The following is a 19,758-nucleotide window of genomic DNA, read 5'->3' on the forward strand; positions in this document are numbered from 1 at the left end:
CAAAAAAGTTCTTTACAGAACAATGAGACAGGGCGTTATCTTATTCCTTGTGTCGAACCTGATAATGGTAGCGCTTTCAAGTAAAGAAGGAAAAAGCTTTACTTTTGGATTGAGTAGCTTCAGAAAACATGGATACTCCATATAAGAGTTCCACACCAGAATAGTAAAAGTAGCAATTTATATTCCTTAAAAAGCAATCTATTTACTTAAGGACCAACTAACTCAAAGCATTGAAAATGTATACGATGCAGACGATGTTCAATTTGAAAAATGGCTGTCGAATAGAGAGCTGATAGAAGCCCAGTCTGAAAAAGGGGAATATATATTACTAAAAATACATCTTAAGAAGATAGTTTTTACTACGTTTAAACCATAGAACCCTCTAGGTGTGCATTTCATGCCCAAAAAACAATTTCGATACAGAAAATGTTCTGGAAAAGGAGCTAGTTGTTAAAAGAAAAACCTCAAATTAAGTAAAGCCAGGATCATTGACAACATCACTAAATTATTGAAGAATCCTATTTTTATTTGAAGAATGGATTTGTTTATGGGGATTTCCTAACAATTGTAAATTTTTCGCTTGGTACTTTTTCTTCTAAAATCAATTAGTATATTAATATAGAAGATTTTTGCTCAGAATCTTTATTTTATATAAGTTGGTTCAGCCTGATCAGCTGGGTAGGTAAGTCCAATTTGTTTCCGTGCTTCATCTATGATTTCTAGTGTTATTAAAGAATTTTTAAAAGAATTGATGGAAGATTCAAATTGTCTACGCTTTATTAAATTAATAAATTCATTAACTTCGTAATACATCGAATTATTTATTTGAGATTGGTTTATATCTTCTATCCTTCCATCTTTATATCGAATTTCCACATTTGTCGGAGTGTCTATTTGGTCTATTAAAATGCTTCCGTTTTCCCCCTGAATTTCCGATGGGATATAGGAATTAGCTATTTTTGAGTGCACTACAATACCTTCGCTTTCTTTATATTTTAAAAGGATACTTCCTTCTCCATCCACTCCAGATTCGAGTAAAATTCCATTAGCCTTTATACTTAGAGGCTTCCCGAATAATGCGACCATAGGATAAATACAATAGACTCCAATATCCATTAAAGAACCATTAGAGAATATAGGATTAAAAGCGTTTAAAATGGTTCCTTCTTTATAAGCATCATAACGTGAAGAGTATTTACAAAAGATTGCAATGTAACGGCGAACTTTTCCAATTTTATGCAAATTGTTCTGAATACTTTGAAAATTAGGGAGAAATGTTGTTTTTAAAGCCTCCATTAACAATACTTTATTTATTTTTGCTGCAGTAATCATTTTTTGTAATTCTGCTGTATTCGAAGCAATTGGTTTTTCACAAAGAACATGTTTACCATAGTTCATACAAATAATGGCCTGTTCTGAATGAAAAGAATTAGGACTTGCAATATAGACAGCATCAATTACCTTACTTCTTGCCATCTCTGAGACATCCGTAAAGATCATCGTAACGCCATACCTTTTTGCAAACTTTCTTGCAGTTTCTTCTGTTCGGGAATACACAGCGGTTAAGGAAAAATCCTCAATCAAACTAGCAGCTTTAATAAATTTCTCGGTAATCGGATTTGTTCCAATGATTCCAAAACGTATCATAGAGTATCCTCCTTCTCTTTTATAAAATTATGGTGAAATACAAATTATTACTTTTATCCTGATTTGGCATAACTAAATGACATATTATTTTTAGTTATTAATTATCTAGTACATTCTAAAATCATTATTCTGTTTCAGATCTAAAAAACAATATTGTTACCTTGTCTACAGGAAATGCTTTCTTAATATTTTGTATGATTGTATGTACAATTGTTTAGAATAAAATTTATGGCGAGCTATAATTCAACAAAATTCACCATCATTTAATATAAAGTCAGAATATTCTAATGTTTAATTGTAAATATAATATATAACAGAAAATTGATTTGTAAAGGGAAAATGACTTTTTTAGGTCTTAAATTTTTTTGATAAACCTTATTTTATGAACGTTAATGTATCGACATTTTATGGTTTTTCTTGCGATTTTTTCGAAATATTAAAATGATTTTGATGATTTGTTGGTAAATTCTCACTTATTACATTCATTGTAAAAGAATAGGGAAATAACAAAAATATTTATAGATTCCCATATAAAGCTTGAAATATTTTATTTTCCCCATATATTTCTAAATAATTTCTTAATTGTAGAATAGTGATTCTTAGTATTATCCTCCTATATAGTATATTATTAGACACTATCTGATAAAAAAGTGCATACTTTTATTTCTTAAACTTGAAATTTATACTGGTGTTGTAGCATTCAAAACTATTAAGGAGTGAAAAATATGAAACTTCAATTAGCATTAGATCTTGTAAATATTCCAGAAGCAATCAAGGTAGTGAGAGAAGTAGAAGAGTATATTGATGTAGTTGAAATTGGCACTCCGGTTGTTATCAATGAAGGTCTTAGAGCTGTTCAGGAAATTAAAGAGACTTTCCCTAACCTAACCGTGTTGGCAGACCTAAAAATTATGGATGCTGGTGCCTATGAAGTTATGAAAGCATCTGAAGCAGGAGCTAATATCATCACCGTGCTTGGTGCAACTGACGATTCAACTATTAAGGGTGCAGTAGAAGAAGCTAAAAAACAAGGGACAAAGATCTTAGTAGATATGATTAATGTGAAAGATCTTGCTAAACGAGCATATGAGGTTGATGGTCTGGGTGTTGATTATATTTGTGTACACACTGGTTACGATCTTCAAGCAGCTGGAGAAACCCCGTTTGAACAACTTCAAACGATTAAACGTGTGGTAAGAAATGCGAAAACAGCTGTCGCTGGTGGTATTAAATTAAATACTTTGCCTGAAGTTGTTAAAGCACAGCCTGATCTTGTTATTGTAGGCGGTGGAATTACTGGACAAGATGATAAAAAAGCAGTAGCTGCAAAAATGCAAGAATTAATTAAACAAAAGTCTTTAACTTAAGAAGGGGACTTTAATTATGACGACGGTTAAATATGCATCGGAAATTGTAAAAGAGTTAAATCGGACAATAGACCTAATAGCTGAAGATGAAGCTGAAAAATTGGTAGAGCGGATCCTTGAGTCTAAGAAAGTGTTTGTAGCTGGTGCTGGGAGATCTGGATTTATGGCCAAATCTTTTGTAATGCGCTTGATGCATATGGGGATAGATGCCTTTGTTGTAGGTGAAACGGTAACTCCTAGTCTTGAAGAAGACGACATTTTAGTTATTGCTTCCGGATCAGGTGAAACAAAAAGTCTGGTATCAATGGCAGAAAAGGCAAAAACTATTAATGCATCTGTTGCAGTTGTTACCATTTCTCCCGAGTCGACCATTGGAAAATTAAGCGATGTAGCGATTAAAATCCCTGCAAAACCAAAAGCAGGTGCAGATAGTGATTACAAAACCATTCAACCTATGGGTTCACTATTTGAACAAACCCTCCTATTGTTTTTTGATGCTGTTATATTAAGGATTATGAGTAAGAAGGGATTAGAATCTGGGGTCATGTACGGCAGACATGCGAACTTAGAGTAGGACAAGCTGTTTGACTTGCCAAAGGACAGATTCTATTTTTTTAAAAAAAATTCCTTATATAAAACCTATTTCTATATGAATTAATTAATTGCTGCTGGTTGCAATTCTAAGAATATTGGCTGAAGTATATGTTAAGTTGGAGAAACCACTTAAAGGATCGAAGTTCCTTATTTTAAACGTGTATTAATTTACATGATTCCTTTAATAGGTAGATTAACCGATTATAATTATTTAAATTTGCTTGTATTAATAGAAGATTGACGAATTCAATTAATTGATTACTCAGAATAAATATACTTAGGAAAAAATGAATGCGTTATCATACATCTAATTCTGACTGGGGATTAGATGGAGAGTTAACAGTTTATTAAATAATTTGATATTAAATAAATATTAAAAAATTAAGAGGAGGAAAAAACATGCAAAACCAAGTTTTACAAAAGGTTGGTCATCCATTAGAACCACTAACTGGAGAGGAAATTCTTAAAGCAGTTGCTATTATAAAAGAGCAACGGGGCTTAACTGAATCTTCAAGATTCGAACAAGTTGTATTAAATGAACCTGAAAAAGAAGTTGTAATAAATTTTAAAGAAGGGGATCCGATTACACGGGAAGCCTTCATCGTCGTCTTAAATACTAAAGATAGTAAAACTTATGAAGCAGTTGTCTCTATTACAAAAGAAGCAGTTGTTTCGTGGAAACATATCCCTGGTGTTCAACCGTCATTTCTTCTTGAAGAATATAGCGAGCTTGAGGAAACAGTGAAAAAACATCCTGACTTTATTGCGGCTCTTCGTAAACGCGGGATTGAAGACTCAAGCTTGGTTATGGTTGATCCTTGGTCTGTGGGATACCATGGCATCCAGGAGGATGAAGGCAGAAGGCTTGCTAAAGCATTATGTTTCGTAAAAAAGTTTCCAGGTGACAATGCCTATGCTTACCCTCTTACAGGTTTACTGCCTGTAGTTGATTTAAGTACGATGGAAATTGTTAGAATTGAAGACTCTGGTGTAAGAGAACTTCCTCCATTGCATGCCCTTTATAAACCTGAACAAAATGAGAATATCCAAGTTCGAACAGATTTAAAACCAATTGAAATCACACAACCAGAGGGCCCGAGCTTTGAAGTTGACGGGCACAATATTAAATGGCAAAAGTGGGATATCCGATTCGGATATACACCTAGAGAAGGTCTAGTTCTTCATACAGTAAGTTATGAGGATAAAGGTAAAAAACGCCCAATATTGTATCGTGCAGCTTTATCTGAAATGGTTGTTCCATACGGAGATACAAACCCTGCCCATGACTGGCAATGTGCATTTGATGCTGGTGAATATGGAATCGGGCGATTAGCCAACTCTTTAGAGTTAGGTTGTGACTGCTTAGGGCATATCCACTACTTTGATGCCACTATGGCAACTAGTAAAGGTGGAATTCATAAAATTCCTAATGCTGTTTGTCTTCATGAAGAGGATTACGGAATTGCATGGAAGCACACAGATTGGAGAACAGAGGATGTTGAAGTACGTCGTTCACGTCGCTTAGTACTCTCCTTCTTTACCACAGTAGCAAACTATGATTATGGGTTCTTCTGGTATTTCTATACAGATGGCAAAATTGAACATGAAGCTAAATTAACTGGTATCTTAAATGTTGGTGCAATTCCAAAAGGCGAAAAGCCGAAGTATGGTACGGAGATTGCACCACAGCTCAGTGCGCCAATCCATCAACATATCTTTAATTACCGTATTGATCCACAAATCGATGGCCAAAAGAATACATTGGTAGAATACAATACTGTTGCATCGAAGCCTGGTGGAGCTAATGAGAAATTAATTGGTTTCTATGCCGAAGAGACACCTTTAAAAACCGAACTAGAATCACAACGAACCATAAATATGGAAACAGGAAGGATTTGGAAGATTACCAATCCTAATTCCAAAAACTATGTGGGTGATCCGGTGGCTTATGAATTAGTTCCAGGTCACAATCTCGTCCCATTTATACACGATGAATCCAGTGTAATGAAACGTGCAGGATTTATCAAAAATCATTTGCATGTTACCAAATTTGATCGTAATCAAATGTTTGCTGCTGGAACATATCCAAACCAAAGTAAGGGTGGAGATTCTCTAGAACATTGGGTAAAAGAGAATCGTTCAATTGAAAATGAGGATATTGTAGTTTGGTATAACATGGGAGTTCACCATGTGGTACGTCCTGAGGATTGGCCGGTAATGCCAACTCACTATATTGGATTTGAATTGAAACCTCATGGATTCTTTGATGGAAATCCTGCTTTGGATCTTCCGCGTCCAGAAAAAGGTGCAAGCTGTCATTCAAATTCAAGCTGCCATAAGTAAAAAAAAATAGATGAAAAAGGAATTGTGCTTAATTCAATTCCTTTTTCACCTTATTTATCAGCAAAATTCGTCCTAGAAACCGGAGGAAAACGTATGTTACTAATCATAAGTACCTTATTAGTAATAATCTATACGACAATCTGTATAACGAAGGTTTATAATCATAAAAATCATTTAGTAAATATGACAGGTATGACTGTTGTAATGGTATTAGTAATGTCAAGTAGCTTAGTGGTGGGCTTAATTACTGGAATTGCAGTAAAAGGCGATTTAACTCTTTCTACAATTATAGCGATTAGTTTCAGTATTTCAGTTGGAATTTTAGTAGGAAGTTTTATTAACCTTCTTACCCTAGTAGAAGGAATTGCTGGAGGAATAATGGGAGGAATGATGGGGGCTATGTTAGGAGTTATGCTGCCTCTAGATAATTTTAAACTCATGTTGGTATTCACTGATGTACTTTTTATTATAAGCTCCTTATTCATAATTCTCATAATCAATTCTGAATTAAAGAAGAATGGAGAATCAATTTCTTTTTATCCTCGTAGCTTTCCTTGGATTGTAACATCACTCATTTCCGCAATGATTATACTTACTTTTGCACAACTAGAAAGTAAACCGGCACTTAGCAAATCAATTGTTCAGAAAGAACACCACCACCACAATGAATGAAACTGTGATTTTTCTTGGGTAAAGTGGGGTACAAAAACGATTTATAAACTTCCTCACCTTTGTACATATAACCTATAGAAAAATTTCATTATGCAATAGATCAGTTTCAATAGGACTTATAAAAATAAAATTCAGAACAATCAGTTAATTGAAAAGTTGAATTCTTTGCTGGAAGGATTTTAAGAAATTTTATAATGCTATTTCCGTATCTGTTTTCAAGTATTATTAAAGACCCTATTTTTTTCTTTTAAGTAAAGCGATTTTCGATTTAGCAGTTGTTTATTACAATGTGTGGTCAAGACATAAAAATATGCAAAGGTGAACTTGAAGAGAAATTCGCAGCTGAAGTATAAATAGCATTGAAAGACAATGAACCCATCTTGCTTAAACATCAAGAACTAAAGAGAAAGTATCAGTACCATCATAAATAATTTTTCATCTTATTTAATAGAAAATTCTAGATGAGAAAGAACCATTTAATAGAAAGCAGAGGTATTAATTATGATTAAGATTGCACCTTCTATACTTTCAGCTAACTTTGCCCGGCTCGGAGAAGATATAAAAGATGTTGAACGAGGCGGAGCCGATTATATTCATGTTGATGTCATGGATGGTCATTTTGTGCCAAACATAACGATTGGTCCGTTAATTGTTGAGGCAATTAGACCTATAACAAAGTTACCTTTAGATGTACACTTAATGATTGAAAATCCAGATCAATATATTGAGGCTTTCGCAAAAGCTGGAGCTGATATAATAACGGTCCATGTTGAAGCATGTACCCATTTGCATAGAACCATTCAACAAATAAAAGCTCAAGGGGTGAAAGCGGGAGTTGTATTAAATCCCCACACTCCTGTTTCTATGATTCAGCATGTTCTAGAGGAAATTGACCTAGTATTGCTGATGACAGTAAATCCAGGCTTTGGCGGACAATCGTTCATACATTCAGTCATACCAAAAATTAAACAAGTTGCTAGCATGATAGAAGAGAGAAAATTGCAAGTTGAAATTGAAGTAGATGGTGGGGTAAACTCAGAAACCGCGAAACTTTGTATCGAAGCAGGAGCAAATGTTCTTGTAGCTGGTTCAGCCATTTATAATCAACAAGATCGAGGAGAGGCAATTGCAATAATTAGGAACGAAAAAAAGATTTCTTCACTTTAGACAAAATGATTGCTTGAGGCTCATGTAAGTATAAATCAAAATAATTTTTAGACATTGGCTTTGATTGTAATTTTTCTTAAAGATCAATATCTAAAGATGCGTACATTTTGCAACTACTGACGTAATCTACTTTGATTCTATTCCTGTTATTTGAATTATTATTTACAGAAAAGGAGAGAGATTATGTCGGAGGTGATTAGGAAATCGATTACGATGCTCACTACTATCATTCCTAATGAGGATAAGGAAGAGTGGAGTGCAACTGAAGTAAGTCGCCAATTAGATATTCCAATTCAAACAGTGCATCGATTACTTTCAAGTCTTTCGGAATATGGATTTGTGTTTAAGAACAAAGAAACCAAGAAATTCCGATTAAGCTTGACTTTAATGCAGCTAGGGCTCTCAATCAGGGATAATCTATTAGTTCGCAATAATGCACTTCCAATTATGGAAAAATTGAAAAAGAAAACGATGGAAAGTGTTTATTTAACTGTTCCAGAAGGTAATGATGGTGTTTTTATCGAGTGTATTAATGCGGATTTATCTCTAAAAGATGCAGAACCGATAGGGATGCGAACCCAATTATCAATCGGTGCTTCTAATAAAGTAATACTAGCCCATATGAAAAAAAAGACCCAGCAACAAGTGATCCGAGATCTTATAGGACAAGGCCAAATAGAAGATTATAAAAGGTTTGACACTGAATTAAAGCAGATCGAGGAATCAGGAATTGCCATTTCATTTGGAGAAACAACTAAAGGAACAGTTAGCATAGCAGCGCCTATTTTTTCTTGGGAAGACAAGGTTGTTGCGTCTATAAGTGTAGAAGGTATGGAATCAAGGATTAGAGACCAAAAAATTAGGTATTTTATGTGTGAAACACAAAGAGCAGCTGAAGAAATCTCTAAAGAACTAGGTTGGGTGAAACCTAAATAAATTGTAATTTTCAAATAAAGATATTAATACCTAACTTGATGGTCCTTTTTCTGAAGGAGTTATTGTTTAAAAATTATCAGAATCTTTTGAGCTGAGTAATTTAAATTCATTTATTTTATTAAGTCTTTATTTATAAAGACTTAATAATAATTTCTGATAAATTTTCTCAATATTCGGTAAAGCTTGATTTTACCTATTTAGTATTTGTATAAACATAGGATTCCAATAAAAAATACTTTTATCTTATTTTAAAGGAGGAAAAAGAATGACAAAAGTTAATCTTAGGTCAATAAACAAAGAACTTATTCCACATCAATCTTTGATAGAACGTTTTCCATTTCCGTTTAAAGGAAATTCCTATCGATATTCTAACAATGCAGCACCGCTTCAATCAGGGAATTTACTTGATATTACACCTGAATATTTTGAGGAGATTGAACTAAAACGTCATCTTTTAGAAACCGCAAAAGAGCGAACGTATCAATCTTTTCCACATTCTATCGAAGCTCAATGGGAAATTTTAGAAATGATTATGCATGAGATGGTGTCAGTACATCCAAACTATTTTAGTTTAAGTAAAAATGAAAACAGTTGGACATTCCGTAATCATTTATTAGGAGAAGAACAGTCCTTTACTTTTGGAGATGTTTCAACTTTACCTTATGAACCATTAGATTTTATAGGACGCCATGTTCAAGAAGATTTAGTTTATCTTGGACAAAGGGATGGAGATTTATACTTAGATGCTGGACAACTAGCTTTTCCAGCCAATTGGTCGCTTGCCTTTGATCTTGGGATGGAATTTTTAGCAATTCATTCCCCTGTTCCAAAGGCCTTTACTGGAAGTGGTTTGGCAGAAAAGGTTCGTGGCTTTATCTTAAGAATGGAGGCAGGCAAACCTTGGACCCGGTTTAACTGGACGATAACTGTTGAGCCAATTCTCGATACAGCTCCTGAAACTTTTGATGAGTGGGGACCAAAAAAGGAAAAAGTAACTGCTGAAAATACAGGACAATTAGTCTATTTAAGAGTTGAAGATCAAAGATTGTTTCGCCTCCCTCGCAGCAATGGTATTTTATTTGGGATCCATACACATTTCATATCACTTGAAGAATTGTGTGAAAATCATCAGTGGATGAATCAGTTTTATAATGTGCTTACCGACCTACCAGATGATTTAGCAGAATACAAAGGCTTTATTTCCTTCAAAGATAGAATTATAAAATACTTAGAGAAGAAGATAGAAAATTCTTCTTCAATATAGCAGAAGGGAGGTAGCTGAAATGCAAGAAAGAAACCATTCTCATTTAGCGGAACAACTCCAAACTCAAAGTTTTGAGTTGAATTGTTTAGAGCATCCCTTATTCGAACAACTACCTAACTACAGGAAAGTATTGTTTCTAATTGATGAGTTAGATCTTTTTGATAGTTTAGCAATTATAGATTTACTTTCCCAAAATAAGATAGAGACTTCAATCTATGTTAAAACAGATAGACAACAAGGGGAAATATTGAACCATATTCAACATATTACCCACAATAATATTAACTATGTATCGTCTTTTGAAAACGATGAAGTTGAGACTCTACTTAATGAACAAATGATAGGTACAAGGATTTTCATTTCTGGACCATGGGAAATGATTCAACAGATAAAAGAAATTGCTGGAACAGTAGGTTTTACTGATGAGGAGATCCATTATAATGGGTCTGGAGAAACCAATGATAAAGTATATTGTGTAAAATGTTACTCCTATAATAAAAGCCAAAATACTAATGAAATTACATGTGAGCATTGTAATACAGTTCTTGATGTATCCAAGCACTTTTCAAAAAGACTTGACGCTCACCTTGGTTATATCCAGGTTAAATAAAATAAAGGGGATGTTAGTCAAATGTCAGCTGGTACAATTGATGTTATTGTTGAAGAAGTTAAAAATGAATCCCCGCAAGTTAAAAGTTTTAAGCTAAAGGCAGCAGACGGATCAAGTTTGCCACGTTCTAGCGGAGGATCACATGTTACGACGCTTATACAAAATGAACAAGGAACAATCGAACGTCATTATTCATTAACAAATGACCCAGACGAAACAGATTTCTATAAAATTGCCATTCGCCGAAGTGATGAATCAAAAGGTGGTTCTATCTATTGGCATGATTATATAAAAGCAGGGGATCAGCTTAAAATTAGTTATCCTAAAAATCATTTTTCACTCAGTTTTAAGGCTAAGCACCATGTCTTTATTGCGGCTGGAATTGGTATTACTCCATTTCTTGCTATGGCAGCTGAATTAAAAAAGAAGTCAAAATCGTATGAGTTGCATTATGCTGCACCTTCAAAAGAGTTATGTGCTTTTTATCCATTTCTCGTTTCTAATTACTCAGACGAAACTTACTTTTACTTTTCAAAACAAGGACGAAAAATGACAACAGAGTTAATGAAAGAGCAACCAATTGGAACACACGTTTATTTTTGTGGACCTGAAACAATGGTGAGGGAATATACAGAAGCAGCAAAAACATATGGTTACCCTGAAAAAAGCATTCATTTTGAACTATTCACACCACCAGACATGGGTCCTATGCATCCCTTTGAAGTAAAACTGAATAATAGCAACCAGGTCCTTCAAGTTCCAGAAGGGGAAAATTTGCTGGATATTTTGTTGGCACATAATATTGATGCACCATATTCATGTAAAATTGGAGGATGCGGAAGCTGTTCAGTTGATGTTTTGGAAGGCGAAGTCGATCATAGGGATATTTTCCTCACAGATAAAGAAAGAGATGAAAGAAATGTTATTTTAACATGTGTATCAAGAGGCAAAAAAGGATGTTTAGTTTTAGATTTATAGGAGTCCCCATCCTTTGAATGGTTGAAAGGACAAGGTGAATTTAAAAAAATCAAAGCATTGGGAACTTTACAATGAAAGATATAATAAAAAAGATTTTTAAAGTTTTATTTCCATCAGTACATGGAGTATTTTTATTTTTCAATATTGCAAGTGCACATGTAACAGTAAGTCCGAAAACTTCAACAACAGGGCATGGGAAACCTATACGGTTAAAGTTTCTAGTTGAAAAGGATGTCTCTATTACAAAAATCACCTTAAAAGCACCAGCAGGTATTGAGATTATGTCTTATCAACCAGTTCCTGGATGGAACTTTAAGTAAAAGCTTTTACCTTCCAGGCAACAGGAGATGGTATATTATCTGGTCAATTCCAACAGTTTACTATTGTTGGGAAGAATCCTGAAAATGCTACAAATGGAGCTTGGGATGCCTATCAATATTAAAGACGGTAGTATTGTGGAGTGGACAGGTGATGAAGGATCAAATTCACCTCAATCAATTACAGAGATTGTAAAGGGACAAGCACACACCAGGATGCCAATATGCTACACACTGAATAGACCCAGTCACAGGTACATGATGAAGTGGATCATAAATCATCCGCATCATTTCCACTTATTTTATCATGAGTTGCTATTCTATTATCTTTAATTTCACTTATTTTAATGCTGCGAAAAAAATAAAACAACTATAAGAAAAGCAGAGAATCAAAAAAGGATTTTCTGCTTCTATTTAAAGATTTCCTTATTATAATTTAAATTTAGTAATGGATTTAAATCCTATCTAGTTTTCTCAATGTTTATCAAATTATATCATTCTATGAATATTAAGTAATGAAAATTCAAATGAATCTCGATAATTGAGAAAATCAGATAGTTTTTTTAAATTCTAAATAATAATATTTATAAGTAGATATTAATTATAAATTCTTATAAGAACAGGAGTGAACAATATGAGTAAATAATATTTCATTTTTGGCAAAAAAGATAAGACCGTAAAAAAGATAATTATTAGTTTTCTAGTATTCAAAGATTTAAGCAAAGTATTAAATGATCAGTTTCTTCTAAAATGAATAAAATATTGGGGTAAAACATCCGCTTATTTTTCTGAACATTCGGAATATATTTTCGTGCTTTAAATGAGGATATTTGCAAAAAGAGAAATAGTTTAGTGGAAAATTTCTTACAAATATTAAACCATGTCATTGATATTGTGGAAAGTAGTAATAGTATTGATAGCATTGTGCTAGTCTGTAACCCTTTCTAAACATTAAAGTCATTAATACCACTAATAAATAAAAGTTGTATATCAAAAATTTGGAGGTTAGTTTTATGAGTATAAGTGCACCTGAAAGGACTTCTGAAAACGCTTTACAAAATCCTAATCCCCAATTCGAGGGTCCACAGGATTCTGTGGTTGAGTTGAAAAGAGAAATGACTTGGAAAGATGCATTTTGGTTCTCAAGTGGTGTACCAGCCTTAGTATTATTTTCAATTGGATCTATTGGAGCCACTGTTGGGAACGTCTCATGGTTAGTATGGACAATATCCATTTTTATGGGGTTTCTTCAGTCCTTCACTTATGCTGAAATTGCAGGACTATTTCCTAATAAGTCTGGTGGGGCATCAGTTTACGGTGCAATGGGGTGGATAAAATATTCAAAACTTATTGCGCCATTATCTGTATGGAGTAATTGGCTTGCTTGGTCCCCAACATTAGCTCTTGGAACATCACTAGCATCAGGATACGTATTAAATAGTTTTTTCCCCAATTCAGCCATTACAAATTGGCAACTAACACTTCTAGATTTGGGTTTCATTAAGCATGACTTAACGTTAAGAATTAATGCAATTTTCTTGTTAAGTGCAGTATTACTTTTAATGATATTTGCTATACAACATCGAGGCGCCCTTGCTGCTGCGCGTCTACAAAAAGTGTTAGCAATTTTCGCACTTGCACCATTAGTTATAGTCGGACTCGTACCGTTATTTATGCATGGAATTTCGTTAAAGAACTTATTCCCTCTTCATCCATTGTCAGGTTCTTGGGATATGGCTGGAGTGACAATAATGATGGGCGGGATGTTTTTAGCAGCATGGTCGTCTTATGCGTTTGAAACTGCCATTTGTTATACTAGTGAATTTAAAGATCCTAGGAAAGACACATATAAATCTATATTTACTTCAGGATTATTATGCATAGGAATGTTTATTCTTGTTCCACTTTCGTTCCAAAATGCTATTGGATTAAAAGGGTTACTAGATCCTGGTCTCATTAGTGGGTCAGGAGTCGGTAGCATTATGGCTAAAATGGTAGGCGGCGGCATTGTAATATATAGTGTTATTGTATTAATGTTAATCTTTTCCTTGGTGTTAGCAATTATGACATCTATGGCAGGTTCATCTCGTACATTATATCAGGCGTCTGTGGATGGCTGGCTTCCAAAGTACCTATCTCATGTTAATCACCACGGGGCTCCTACGAGAGCAATGTGGACGGATTTAATATTCAATCTAGTATTACTTACGATGTCAGATTACACGTTTATCCTTGCTCTATCAAATGTTAATTATATGATATTTAATTTTCTAAATCTTAATGCTGGTTGGATCCACCGCGTAGATCGTCCAAATTGGACTCGACCATTTAAAGTTCCAACTGCGCTATTAGTAATAAATGTAGTATTAGGTTTTGTTAACATTATTTTCTTAGGAATGGGTGCGGATATTTGGGGAGCTGGTACTCTTTGGTCAGGTATAATAGCTGCCATGTTTATCATACCTGTATTTCTCTACAGACATTACGTAACTGATAAGGGGAAGTTTCCGGGACGTATGCTGGAAGATATGGATATAATGTATAACACTCAAGAAAAACGGGCTGGTATTTGGCCATATGTAGCGATTATTGCAGCGGTTGTACTAATACTGTTTGTCCATAATATTGCTGTTTATCAATAACACTTTGAATCCTAATTAAATATAAACTCTATTAAAAATAAATCATAACCTTATCTTACTAAGTTTATGATGGGTGCACCGTTTTTATTAGTAAGAACAGTTGAACAAACAAAAATTGATGCAGAAAAATTTCGAAAAATGTTTTTATCCTTGGAGGAAACAATTTTAGAAAATTCTAAATAACTAATCTTGGAATTTTGTATATATGAGTTTCTAAATTTTCTATAATATACAGCGCGGTCATAATGGGACTGAAGGAGTGATAAAACTCATAATTACAATAGCTTCGATTGTGTTTTAGTTCCTCTAACATTTAAGTTTCTTATAAGAAACTTAAATGTTAGATATTAGAAAAAAATAGTATTTTTAATTGGAAAAGGGGAAGTAACATATGTCTATTTCTTTCAATTACTCGAATGCTTTGCCTTTCATGAAAGATAGTGAAATTGATCATCTTAAGGATTTTATTCAAAAAGCTCATGGCTGGCTTCATGAAAAGAAAGGAGCGGGATCGGATTTTGTAGGATGGGTGGATTGGCCGGTTCAATATGATAAAGATGAATTCTTACGTATCAAACAAGCTGCAGAGAGGATTCAAAAGTCCTCAGATGCTTTAATTGTGATTGGTATCGGAGGATCTTATTTAGGGGCCAGAGCGGCCATTGAGGCATTATCCCATAGTTTTCATAACCAAATTGGAAAGAAAACTCAAATTTATTTTGCCGGACATAACATTAGTTCGACTTATATTTCCCATTTGTTGGAGCTGTTAGAGGAAAAAGATATTTCAATTAACGTTATCTCTAAATCGGGGACAACGACTGAACCAGCAATTGCTTTTCGTATTTTCCGAGACTATTTAGAAAAAAAATATGGAAAACAGGAAGCAAGGAAACGTATTTTTGTTACCACAGATCATTCTAAAGGAGCTTTAAAAAAGCTTGCCGATAAAGAAGGTTACGAAACATTTGTCATTCCTGATAATATAGGCGGTCGATATTCTATTTTAACGTCCGTAGGTCTCCTTCCTATTGCTACTGCCGGCCTAAATATTGATGAAATGATGCTCGGAGCACAGGAAGCCTATTATAAATACAATAATCCGGATGTTCTAACTAATGAGTGCTATCAATATGCTGCAGTACGAAATGTTCTATATGCAAAAGGGATAGACATTGAATTATTGGTTAACTATGAACCTTCTTTACGTTATGTATCTGAATGGTGGAAGCAATTGTTCGGTGAAAGTGAAGGAAAAGACCAGAAGGGGCTGTTTCCAGCTTCAGTCGAATTTACAACCGATCTACATTCTATGGGGCAGTTTATACAGGAAGGCAGGCGCAATCTGCTAGAGACCGTCTTGCAAGTTAATACCTCAAAAGTGGAATTTATGATTCAGGAAGACCCAGAGAATATTGATGGTCTGAATTTCTTAGCAGGTAAAACTATGGATGAAGTCAATAAAAGGGCTTTTGAGGGAACTGTGTTGGCGCATATAGATGGGGGTGTGCCAAACCTATTAGTAGAAATAGATGAAATGAATGAATACAGTTTCGGTGAACTGGTTTATTTTTTTCAAAAAGCCTGTGGGATTAGTGCATATTTATTAGGAGTAAATCCTTTTAATCAACCAGGAGTAGAGGCATATAAGAAAAATATGTTTGCCTTACTTGGCAAATCAGGATTTGAAAAAGAAAGGATAATGCTTGAGGAACTTCTACACAGGTAAAGAAACTATGAAGGTTAAACTGATTCCTTAAATGACGAAGAAAGGATTTTACCATGAACCAACAACAAGTAGGTGTAATCGGTTTAGCAGATTTGGGAAAAGACATAGCACTAAATATAGAAAGCCGCGGCTTTTCTGTATCCGTTTATAGTCATTCGTCTAGCAAAACTAAAGAGTTTATTAAAAAAGAAGCGAAGGGAAAAAGAGTCGTCGGAACATATAGTATCAGTGAGTTCGTCCACTCATTAAAAAAACCTCGTAATACTAAAGATATTATTAAGTGATGTATCTATAAGAGTTGATGACTCTTCACTATTTATAAAAATTAAAAATACCACAAAAAAATTTAGTGTTTTTTTGTTAAAGAATAGGGAGGTGATTGATATGAACATCATTGTGACGGGTTTAAACTATAAGACTACCTCTATTCAAATACGGGAACGATTTACTTTCAATAAAAATATGCTTTTGAGAGCAATTCAAACGTTGCAAAATAGAATTGGAATACTTGAGTGTGTGATAGTTAGTACTTGTAATCGAACAGAGATTTATAGTGTTGTGGATGAAATAAATACAGGGAGGAATAGTATAATAGCCTTTCTTTCTGAGTGGTTTAATACTGACCAATCAGAACTTGAAAATATAATATATGTTAAAGAAAACGATAATGCAATTCGTCATCTTTTTCGTGTATCCTGTGGACTTGATTCGTTGGTTATAGGTGAGACACAAATATTGGGACAGGTAAAGGACGCCTTTTTCCATAGTCAACAACTAAATGCAACGAATAAAATATTTAATAAATTATTTAAGCAGGTAATTACATTTGCAAAATATGTTCATACCCATACAGAAATTGGTAAACAAGCTGTGTCTGTTAGTTATGCAGCTGTTGAGTTAGGAAAAAAAGTATTGGGCAATCTTTCTGAAAAGATAGTTGTTATTCTTGGTGCTGGAAGGATGGGTGAATTAACTACACAACACCTTTATTCAAATGGGGTGAAAAAAATCATAGTAGTGAATCGAACATATGAGCATGCTTCAGAACTTGCTAAACGGTTTGATGGAGTAGCTTTAGGATTAGATCAGCTCTCAACAGCTTTGAAGGATGCTGATATTGTTATTAGTTCATTAGAGGCACAGTGTAACATTATTACAAAGCAACAAATTCAAGCTATTTTTGAACAAAGGAAGCATCCATTGTTTTTAATCGATATTGGAGTTCCTAGAAATATTGATCCAGAAATTAGCTACATGGAGAATGCTTTTTTGTACGATATTGATGATTTAGAGAGTATCGTTAAGTCGAATTTTCAAGACCGTGCTAAAGAAGCAGATAAAATCGAGGAAATGATTTTCGAAGAGGTAGCTGAATTCAACATGTGGCTAGACACCCTCGATGTAGTACCATTAATAACTAAATTGCGAGAAAAGTCTATGACTGTTCAAGAAGAAGCTATACATCAAATAGAAAATAAATTACCTAATTTAACAGAATATGAACTTAAGGTAATTCGAAAATTTTCAAAATCAATTGTAAATCAGCTCCTTAACGAACCACTTATAAAAATGAAACAAATGGTCGTGGATAACCCAAATAAAGACGAATTGATAGAAATATTTACACAAATATTTTCTCTGGAAGAGGAAAATAAAGAGAAATTTCAAGAACCAACTGTTCAAATTAAGGGGTCTGATATAAAGAACATAAGATTTGCTTTAAATAGTGCGCCTATTCATTCCTAGTGAAAACAATATATTAAAAAAACGAATATAACAGGACTAAAAATTACAAGGGTTTTAGTGTTAAGCTTCTCATATTTAATTATTTAATTAAAAAGTTTTAGGGGGGATGGGTAATGAATAATAAAAAACAGAATAAATCGTATAGTGAGATTATGAAATCCCTTCATAATCAAAAGATAGCCCAAAAAGGAAATTCAATTCTTAATACGTATATACAAATGATTTTTGATGAAGCAATAATTACCCATCGATTAAGGAACCTTGAAGAAGGGATAAATGCTGCTCTTGATTCAAAGAATAAGCTGTTATTTCTTGAATTGTCAACTCAATATATAAAATTAAAACTTGTAGAGTAAATGATTATTAATGCTATAAAAAATGAGGGGGAGGTTAATACTTCTAACCCTCATACCTATACCTATTTTTACCTGTTTTCAGCAAGTAATTTTAAAGAGTTGTACCAAATGGCAATTGATATTCATAATGTTAATAAGGAAGATAGCCATGTTAACACAGGCAATTTGATTCAAGTGAATTTTGTACATAAAGAGACAAAAGAAGTTATATTTAGTTATCGTAGAACTGAAATATTGGATTTATTACTATTAAAGCAGGAAGTATTATTAACTTTCTAATAGCAGTAATAACTTTTTTTTGTATTAAGGTGTTTATATGGTTTTTTACTATCTTTTGATAAATCAAAAATATAAATGGAGTTGGAATAATATGATTAAGGGTTTATTCTGTGGTTTAACAGGTTTAGATATAACATACTACCAAAATGAGTATCCCTTAGAAAACCAGAAAAGTAAAACGAATGATTATCGAACATTTGTGGGTGGTCCAGCTGCAAATGCAGCAATTACATACTCTATTTTAGGGGGCAATACAACTCTAATAACTTGTTTAGGGAACAGCATAATAGCCAAAGCAATAAAAACAGAATTATTAGAAGAATATAATATAGATGTAATAGATATGGCGGCGGATTCTCAACAATTACCTAGTTTATCAAGTGTGTTGGTGAATATGAAGAAGGCTAGCCGAACTATTTGGAGTGGTCAACAACAATTTTATATAAATGATGAAAATACCTACGAACAAATGATAAATGAATCTGATTTTTGTTTTTCAGATTGCAATCTTCCGGAAATATCTATTGGTTTATTAAAAAAAGCGAGGGAATCAGAAAAGGACATTGTTTTAGATACTGGTTCCTGGAAGCCTCATTTTCCTGAATGTTTAAAATTGGCGGATGAAATTATTGCATCTATTACTTGTAATCCCCCAGGAAGTGACTTGCTGACGTTTTTAAAAGATACAAAGGTAAAAAATATAGCAATAACAGATGGAGAAAATGACACTTTTTGGCTTGAAAGTTCTAACAGTGGATTGATTAAAGTCCCCAAAATACAGTCAGTAGATACATTAGCAGCTGGGGATATATTACATGGAGCATATTGTTATTATCGTTTCTACGAAAAAAACTCATTTGTAAATGCTTTAGAAAAAGCTACATTGGTGGCATCAGAAAGCGTAAAATATTTCGGACCTCGAGAAGGTGTTTACAATATTAAAAAAAATAAATTTTAATTCACTTTTGTTTTATAACTAGTAAGCCTTTTTCTTTGTTTACTTCTTGCGAAAACTGTAGATTTTGTTAGTTATCCCCATTAAAGCAGGTAATAAAATTGGCATCGCGATTAAACTCATTAATAAAAGTACTTACTATTACACATTGATTTA

Annotated in this window: 17 protein-coding genes and 1 pseudogene; 17 read left to right on the forward strand and 1 reads right to left on the reverse strand. The window is 33.6% G+C overall.

All coding sequences use genetic code 11. The features are described 5' to 3' along the window. Window positions 1-642 precede the first annotated feature (642 nt). Entirely contained in the window at window positions 643-1,647 is a 1,005-nt protein-coding gene (locus CCK98_RS32215) for a Gfo/Idh/MocA family protein (protein ID WP_088090700.1), read from the reverse strand. A gap of 725 nt (window positions 1,648-2,372) precedes the next feature. On the opposite strand from CCK98_RS32215, the gene hxlA reads away from it, so the two are divergent. The 17 genes and pseudogenes from hxlA to CCK98_RS32305 all read left to right on the forward strand — a co-directional run bounded on the left by hxlA (window position 2,373) and on the right by CCK98_RS32305 (window position 19,605). Next, window positions 2,373-3,014, forward strand: a complete 642-nt coding sequence (gene hxlA, locus CCK98_RS32220) for a 3-hexulose-6-phosphate synthase (protein WP_088090701.1) — start codon at window positions 2,373-2,375, stop codon at window positions 3,012-3,014. 16 nt (window positions 3,015-3,030) lie between these two features. After that, the gene (hxlB, locus tag CCK98_RS32225; RefSeq protein WP_088090702.1) at window positions 3,031-3,588 is read left to right on the forward strand and encodes a 6-phospho-3-hexuloisomerase; all 558 of its coding nucleotides are present in this window, start codon (window positions 3,031-3,033) and stop codon (window positions 3,586-3,588) included. 419 nt (window positions 3,589-4,007) lie between these two features. Continuing rightward, on the forward strand, window positions 4,008-5,951 hold the full coding sequence (locus CCK98_RS32230) for a primary-amine oxidase (protein ID WP_088090703.1): 1,944 nt from the start codon (window positions 4,008-4,010) through the stop codon (window positions 5,949-5,951). A gap of 93 nt (window positions 5,952-6,044) precedes the next feature. Beyond that, entirely contained in the window at window positions 6,045-6,623 is a 579-nt protein-coding gene (locus tag CCK98_RS32235; protein WP_088090704.1) for a hypothetical protein, read from the forward strand. Window positions 6,624-7,124: 501 nt separating this feature from the next. Beyond that, a complete protein-coding gene (rpe, locus tag CCK98_RS32240; RefSeq protein WP_088090705.1) occupies window positions 7,125-7,790 on the forward strand; it encodes a ribulose-phosphate 3-epimerase in 666 nt (221 codons plus the stop codon). 183 nt (window positions 7,791-7,973) lie between these two features. After that, on the forward strand, window positions 7,974-8,726 hold the full coding sequence (locus CCK98_RS32245) for an IclR family transcriptional regulator (RefSeq protein WP_088090706.1): 753 nt from the start codon (window positions 7,974-7,976) through the stop codon (window positions 8,724-8,726). A gap of 265 nt (window positions 8,727-8,991) precedes the next feature. Beyond that, window positions 8,992-9,990: a DUF3445 domain-containing protein gene (locus tag CCK98_RS32250; RefSeq protein ID WP_088090707.1), complete on the forward strand. Its 999-nt coding sequence runs from the start codon at window positions 8,992-8,994 to the stop codon at window positions 9,988-9,990. A gap of 19 nt (window positions 9,991-10,009) precedes the next feature. Continuing rightward, window positions 10,010-10,600: a dimethylamine monooxygenase subunit DmmA family protein gene (locus CCK98_RS32255; RefSeq protein WP_088090708.1), complete on the forward strand. Its 591-nt coding sequence runs from the start codon at window positions 10,010-10,012 to the stop codon at window positions 10,598-10,600. 21 nt (window positions 10,601-10,621) lie between these two features. Continuing rightward, window positions 10,622-11,578, forward strand: a complete 957-nt coding sequence (locus tag CCK98_RS32260) for a PDR/VanB family oxidoreductase (protein WP_088090709.1) — start codon at window positions 10,622-10,624, stop codon at window positions 11,576-11,578. Between the two features lie 71 nt (window positions 11,579-11,649). After that, the gene (locus CCK98_RS32265; RefSeq protein ID WP_088090710.1) at window positions 11,650-11,898 is read left to right on the forward strand and encodes a hypothetical protein; all 249 of its coding nucleotides are present in this window, start codon (window positions 11,650-11,652) and stop codon (window positions 11,896-11,898) included. 1,010 nt (window positions 11,899-12,908) lie between these two features. Next, a complete protein-coding gene (locus CCK98_RS32275) occupies window positions 12,909-14,537 on the forward strand; it encodes an APC family permease (protein WP_088090712.1) in 1,629 nt (542 codons plus the stop codon). A gap of 391 nt (window positions 14,538-14,928) precedes the next feature. Continuing rightward, a complete protein-coding gene (locus tag CCK98_RS32280) occupies window positions 14,929-16,266 on the forward strand; it encodes a glucose-6-phosphate isomerase (RefSeq protein ID WP_088090713.1) in 1,338 nt (445 codons plus the stop codon). Between the two features lie 53 nt (window positions 16,267-16,319). Continuing rightward, window positions 16,320-16,547, forward strand: a pseudogene (locus tag CCK98_RS32285) (NAD(P)-binding domain-containing protein); the annotation flags it as partial. A 103-nt stretch (window positions 16,548-16,650) separates the two neighbouring features. Continuing rightward, on the forward strand, window positions 16,651-18,012 hold the full coding sequence (hemA, locus tag CCK98_RS32290) for a glutamyl-tRNA reductase (RefSeq protein ID WP_088090715.1): 1,362 nt from the start codon (window positions 16,651-16,653) through the stop codon (window positions 18,010-18,012). 113 nt (window positions 18,013-18,125) lie between these two features. After that, window positions 18,126-18,368 carry an IDEAL domain-containing protein gene (locus CCK98_RS32295; protein ID WP_088090716.1) on the forward strand — a complete coding sequence of 81 codons (243 nt, stop codon included), beginning with the start codon at window positions 18,126-18,128 and terminating at the stop codon, window positions 18,366-18,368. A 108-nt stretch (window positions 18,369-18,476) separates the two neighbouring features. Then, on the forward strand, window positions 18,477-18,647 hold the full coding sequence (locus tag CCK98_RS35825; RefSeq protein WP_179196056.1) for a hypothetical protein: 171 nt from the start codon (window positions 18,477-18,479) through the stop codon (window positions 18,645-18,647). Window positions 18,648-18,738: 91 nt separating this feature from the next. Further along, window positions 18,739-19,605 carry a PfkB family carbohydrate kinase gene (locus CCK98_RS32305; protein WP_179196057.1) on the forward strand — a complete coding sequence of 289 codons (867 nt, stop codon included), beginning with the start codon at window positions 18,739-18,741 and terminating at the stop codon, window positions 19,603-19,605. Window positions 19,606-19,758: the final 153 nt, after the last annotated feature.

The sequence above is a fragment of the Bacillus sp. OV166 genome, from assembly GCF_900177675.1.
Taxonomy (GTDB): domain Bacteria; phylum Bacillota; class Bacilli; order Bacillales; family Cytobacillaceae; genus Neobacillus.

Excerpts from the sequence above, each read along its gene's own strand:
- CCK98_RS32215 (WP_088090700.1), bottom strand. The coding sequence starts at position 1,647 with ATGATACGTTTTGGAATCATTGGAACAAATCCGATTACCGAGAAATTT.
- hxlA (WP_088090701.1), top strand. The coding sequence starts at position 2,373 with ATGAAACTTCAATTAGCATTAGATCTTGTAAATATTCCAGAAGCAATC.
- hxlB (WP_088090702.1), top strand. The coding sequence starts at position 3,031 with ATGACGACGGTTAAATATGCATCGGAAATTGTAAAAGAGTTAAATCGG.
- CCK98_RS32230 (WP_088090703.1), top strand. The coding sequence starts at position 4,008 with ATGCAAAACCAAGTTTTACAAAAGGTTGGTCATCCATTAGAACCACTA.
- CCK98_RS32235 (WP_088090704.1), top strand. The coding sequence starts at position 6,045 with ATGTTACTAATCATAAGTACCTTATTAGTAATAATCTATACGACAATC.
- rpe (WP_088090705.1), top strand. The coding sequence starts at position 7,125 with ATGATTAAGATTGCACCTTCTATACTTTCAGCTAACTTTGCCCGGCTC.
- CCK98_RS32245 (WP_088090706.1), top strand. The coding sequence starts at position 7,974 with ATGTCGGAGGTGATTAGGAAATCGATTACGATGCTCACTACTATCATT.
- CCK98_RS32250 (WP_088090707.1), top strand. The coding sequence starts at position 8,992 with ATGACAAAAGTTAATCTTAGGTCAATAAACAAAGAACTTATTCCACAT.
- CCK98_RS32255 (WP_088090708.1), top strand. The coding sequence starts at position 10,010 with ATGCAAGAAAGAAACCATTCTCATTTAGCGGAACAACTCCAAACTCAA.
- CCK98_RS32260 (WP_088090709.1), top strand. The coding sequence starts at position 10,622 with ATGTCAGCTGGTACAATTGATGTTATTGTTGAAGAAGTTAAAAATGAA.
- CCK98_RS32265 (WP_088090710.1), top strand. The coding sequence starts at position 11,650 with ATGAAAGATATAATAAAAAAGATTTTTAAAGTTTTATTTCCATCAGTA.
- CCK98_RS32275 (WP_088090712.1), top strand. The coding sequence starts at position 12,909 with ATGAGTATAAGTGCACCTGAAAGGACTTCTGAAAACGCTTTACAAAAT.
- CCK98_RS32280 (WP_088090713.1), top strand. The coding sequence starts at position 14,929 with ATGTCTATTTCTTTCAATTACTCGAATGCTTTGCCTTTCATGAAAGAT.
- hemA (WP_088090715.1), top strand. The coding sequence starts at position 16,651 with ATGAACATCATTGTGACGGGTTTAAACTATAAGACTACCTCTATTCAA.
- CCK98_RS32295 (WP_088090716.1), top strand. The coding sequence starts at position 18,126 with ATGAATAATAAAAAACAGAATAAATCGTATAGTGAGATTATGAAATCC.
- CCK98_RS35825 (WP_179196056.1), top strand. The coding sequence starts at position 18,477 with ATGGCAATTGATATTCATAATGTTAATAAGGAAGATAGCCATGTTAAC.
- CCK98_RS32305 (WP_179196057.1), top strand. The coding sequence starts at position 18,739 with ATGATTAAGGGTTTATTCTGTGGTTTAACAGGTTTAGATATAACATAC.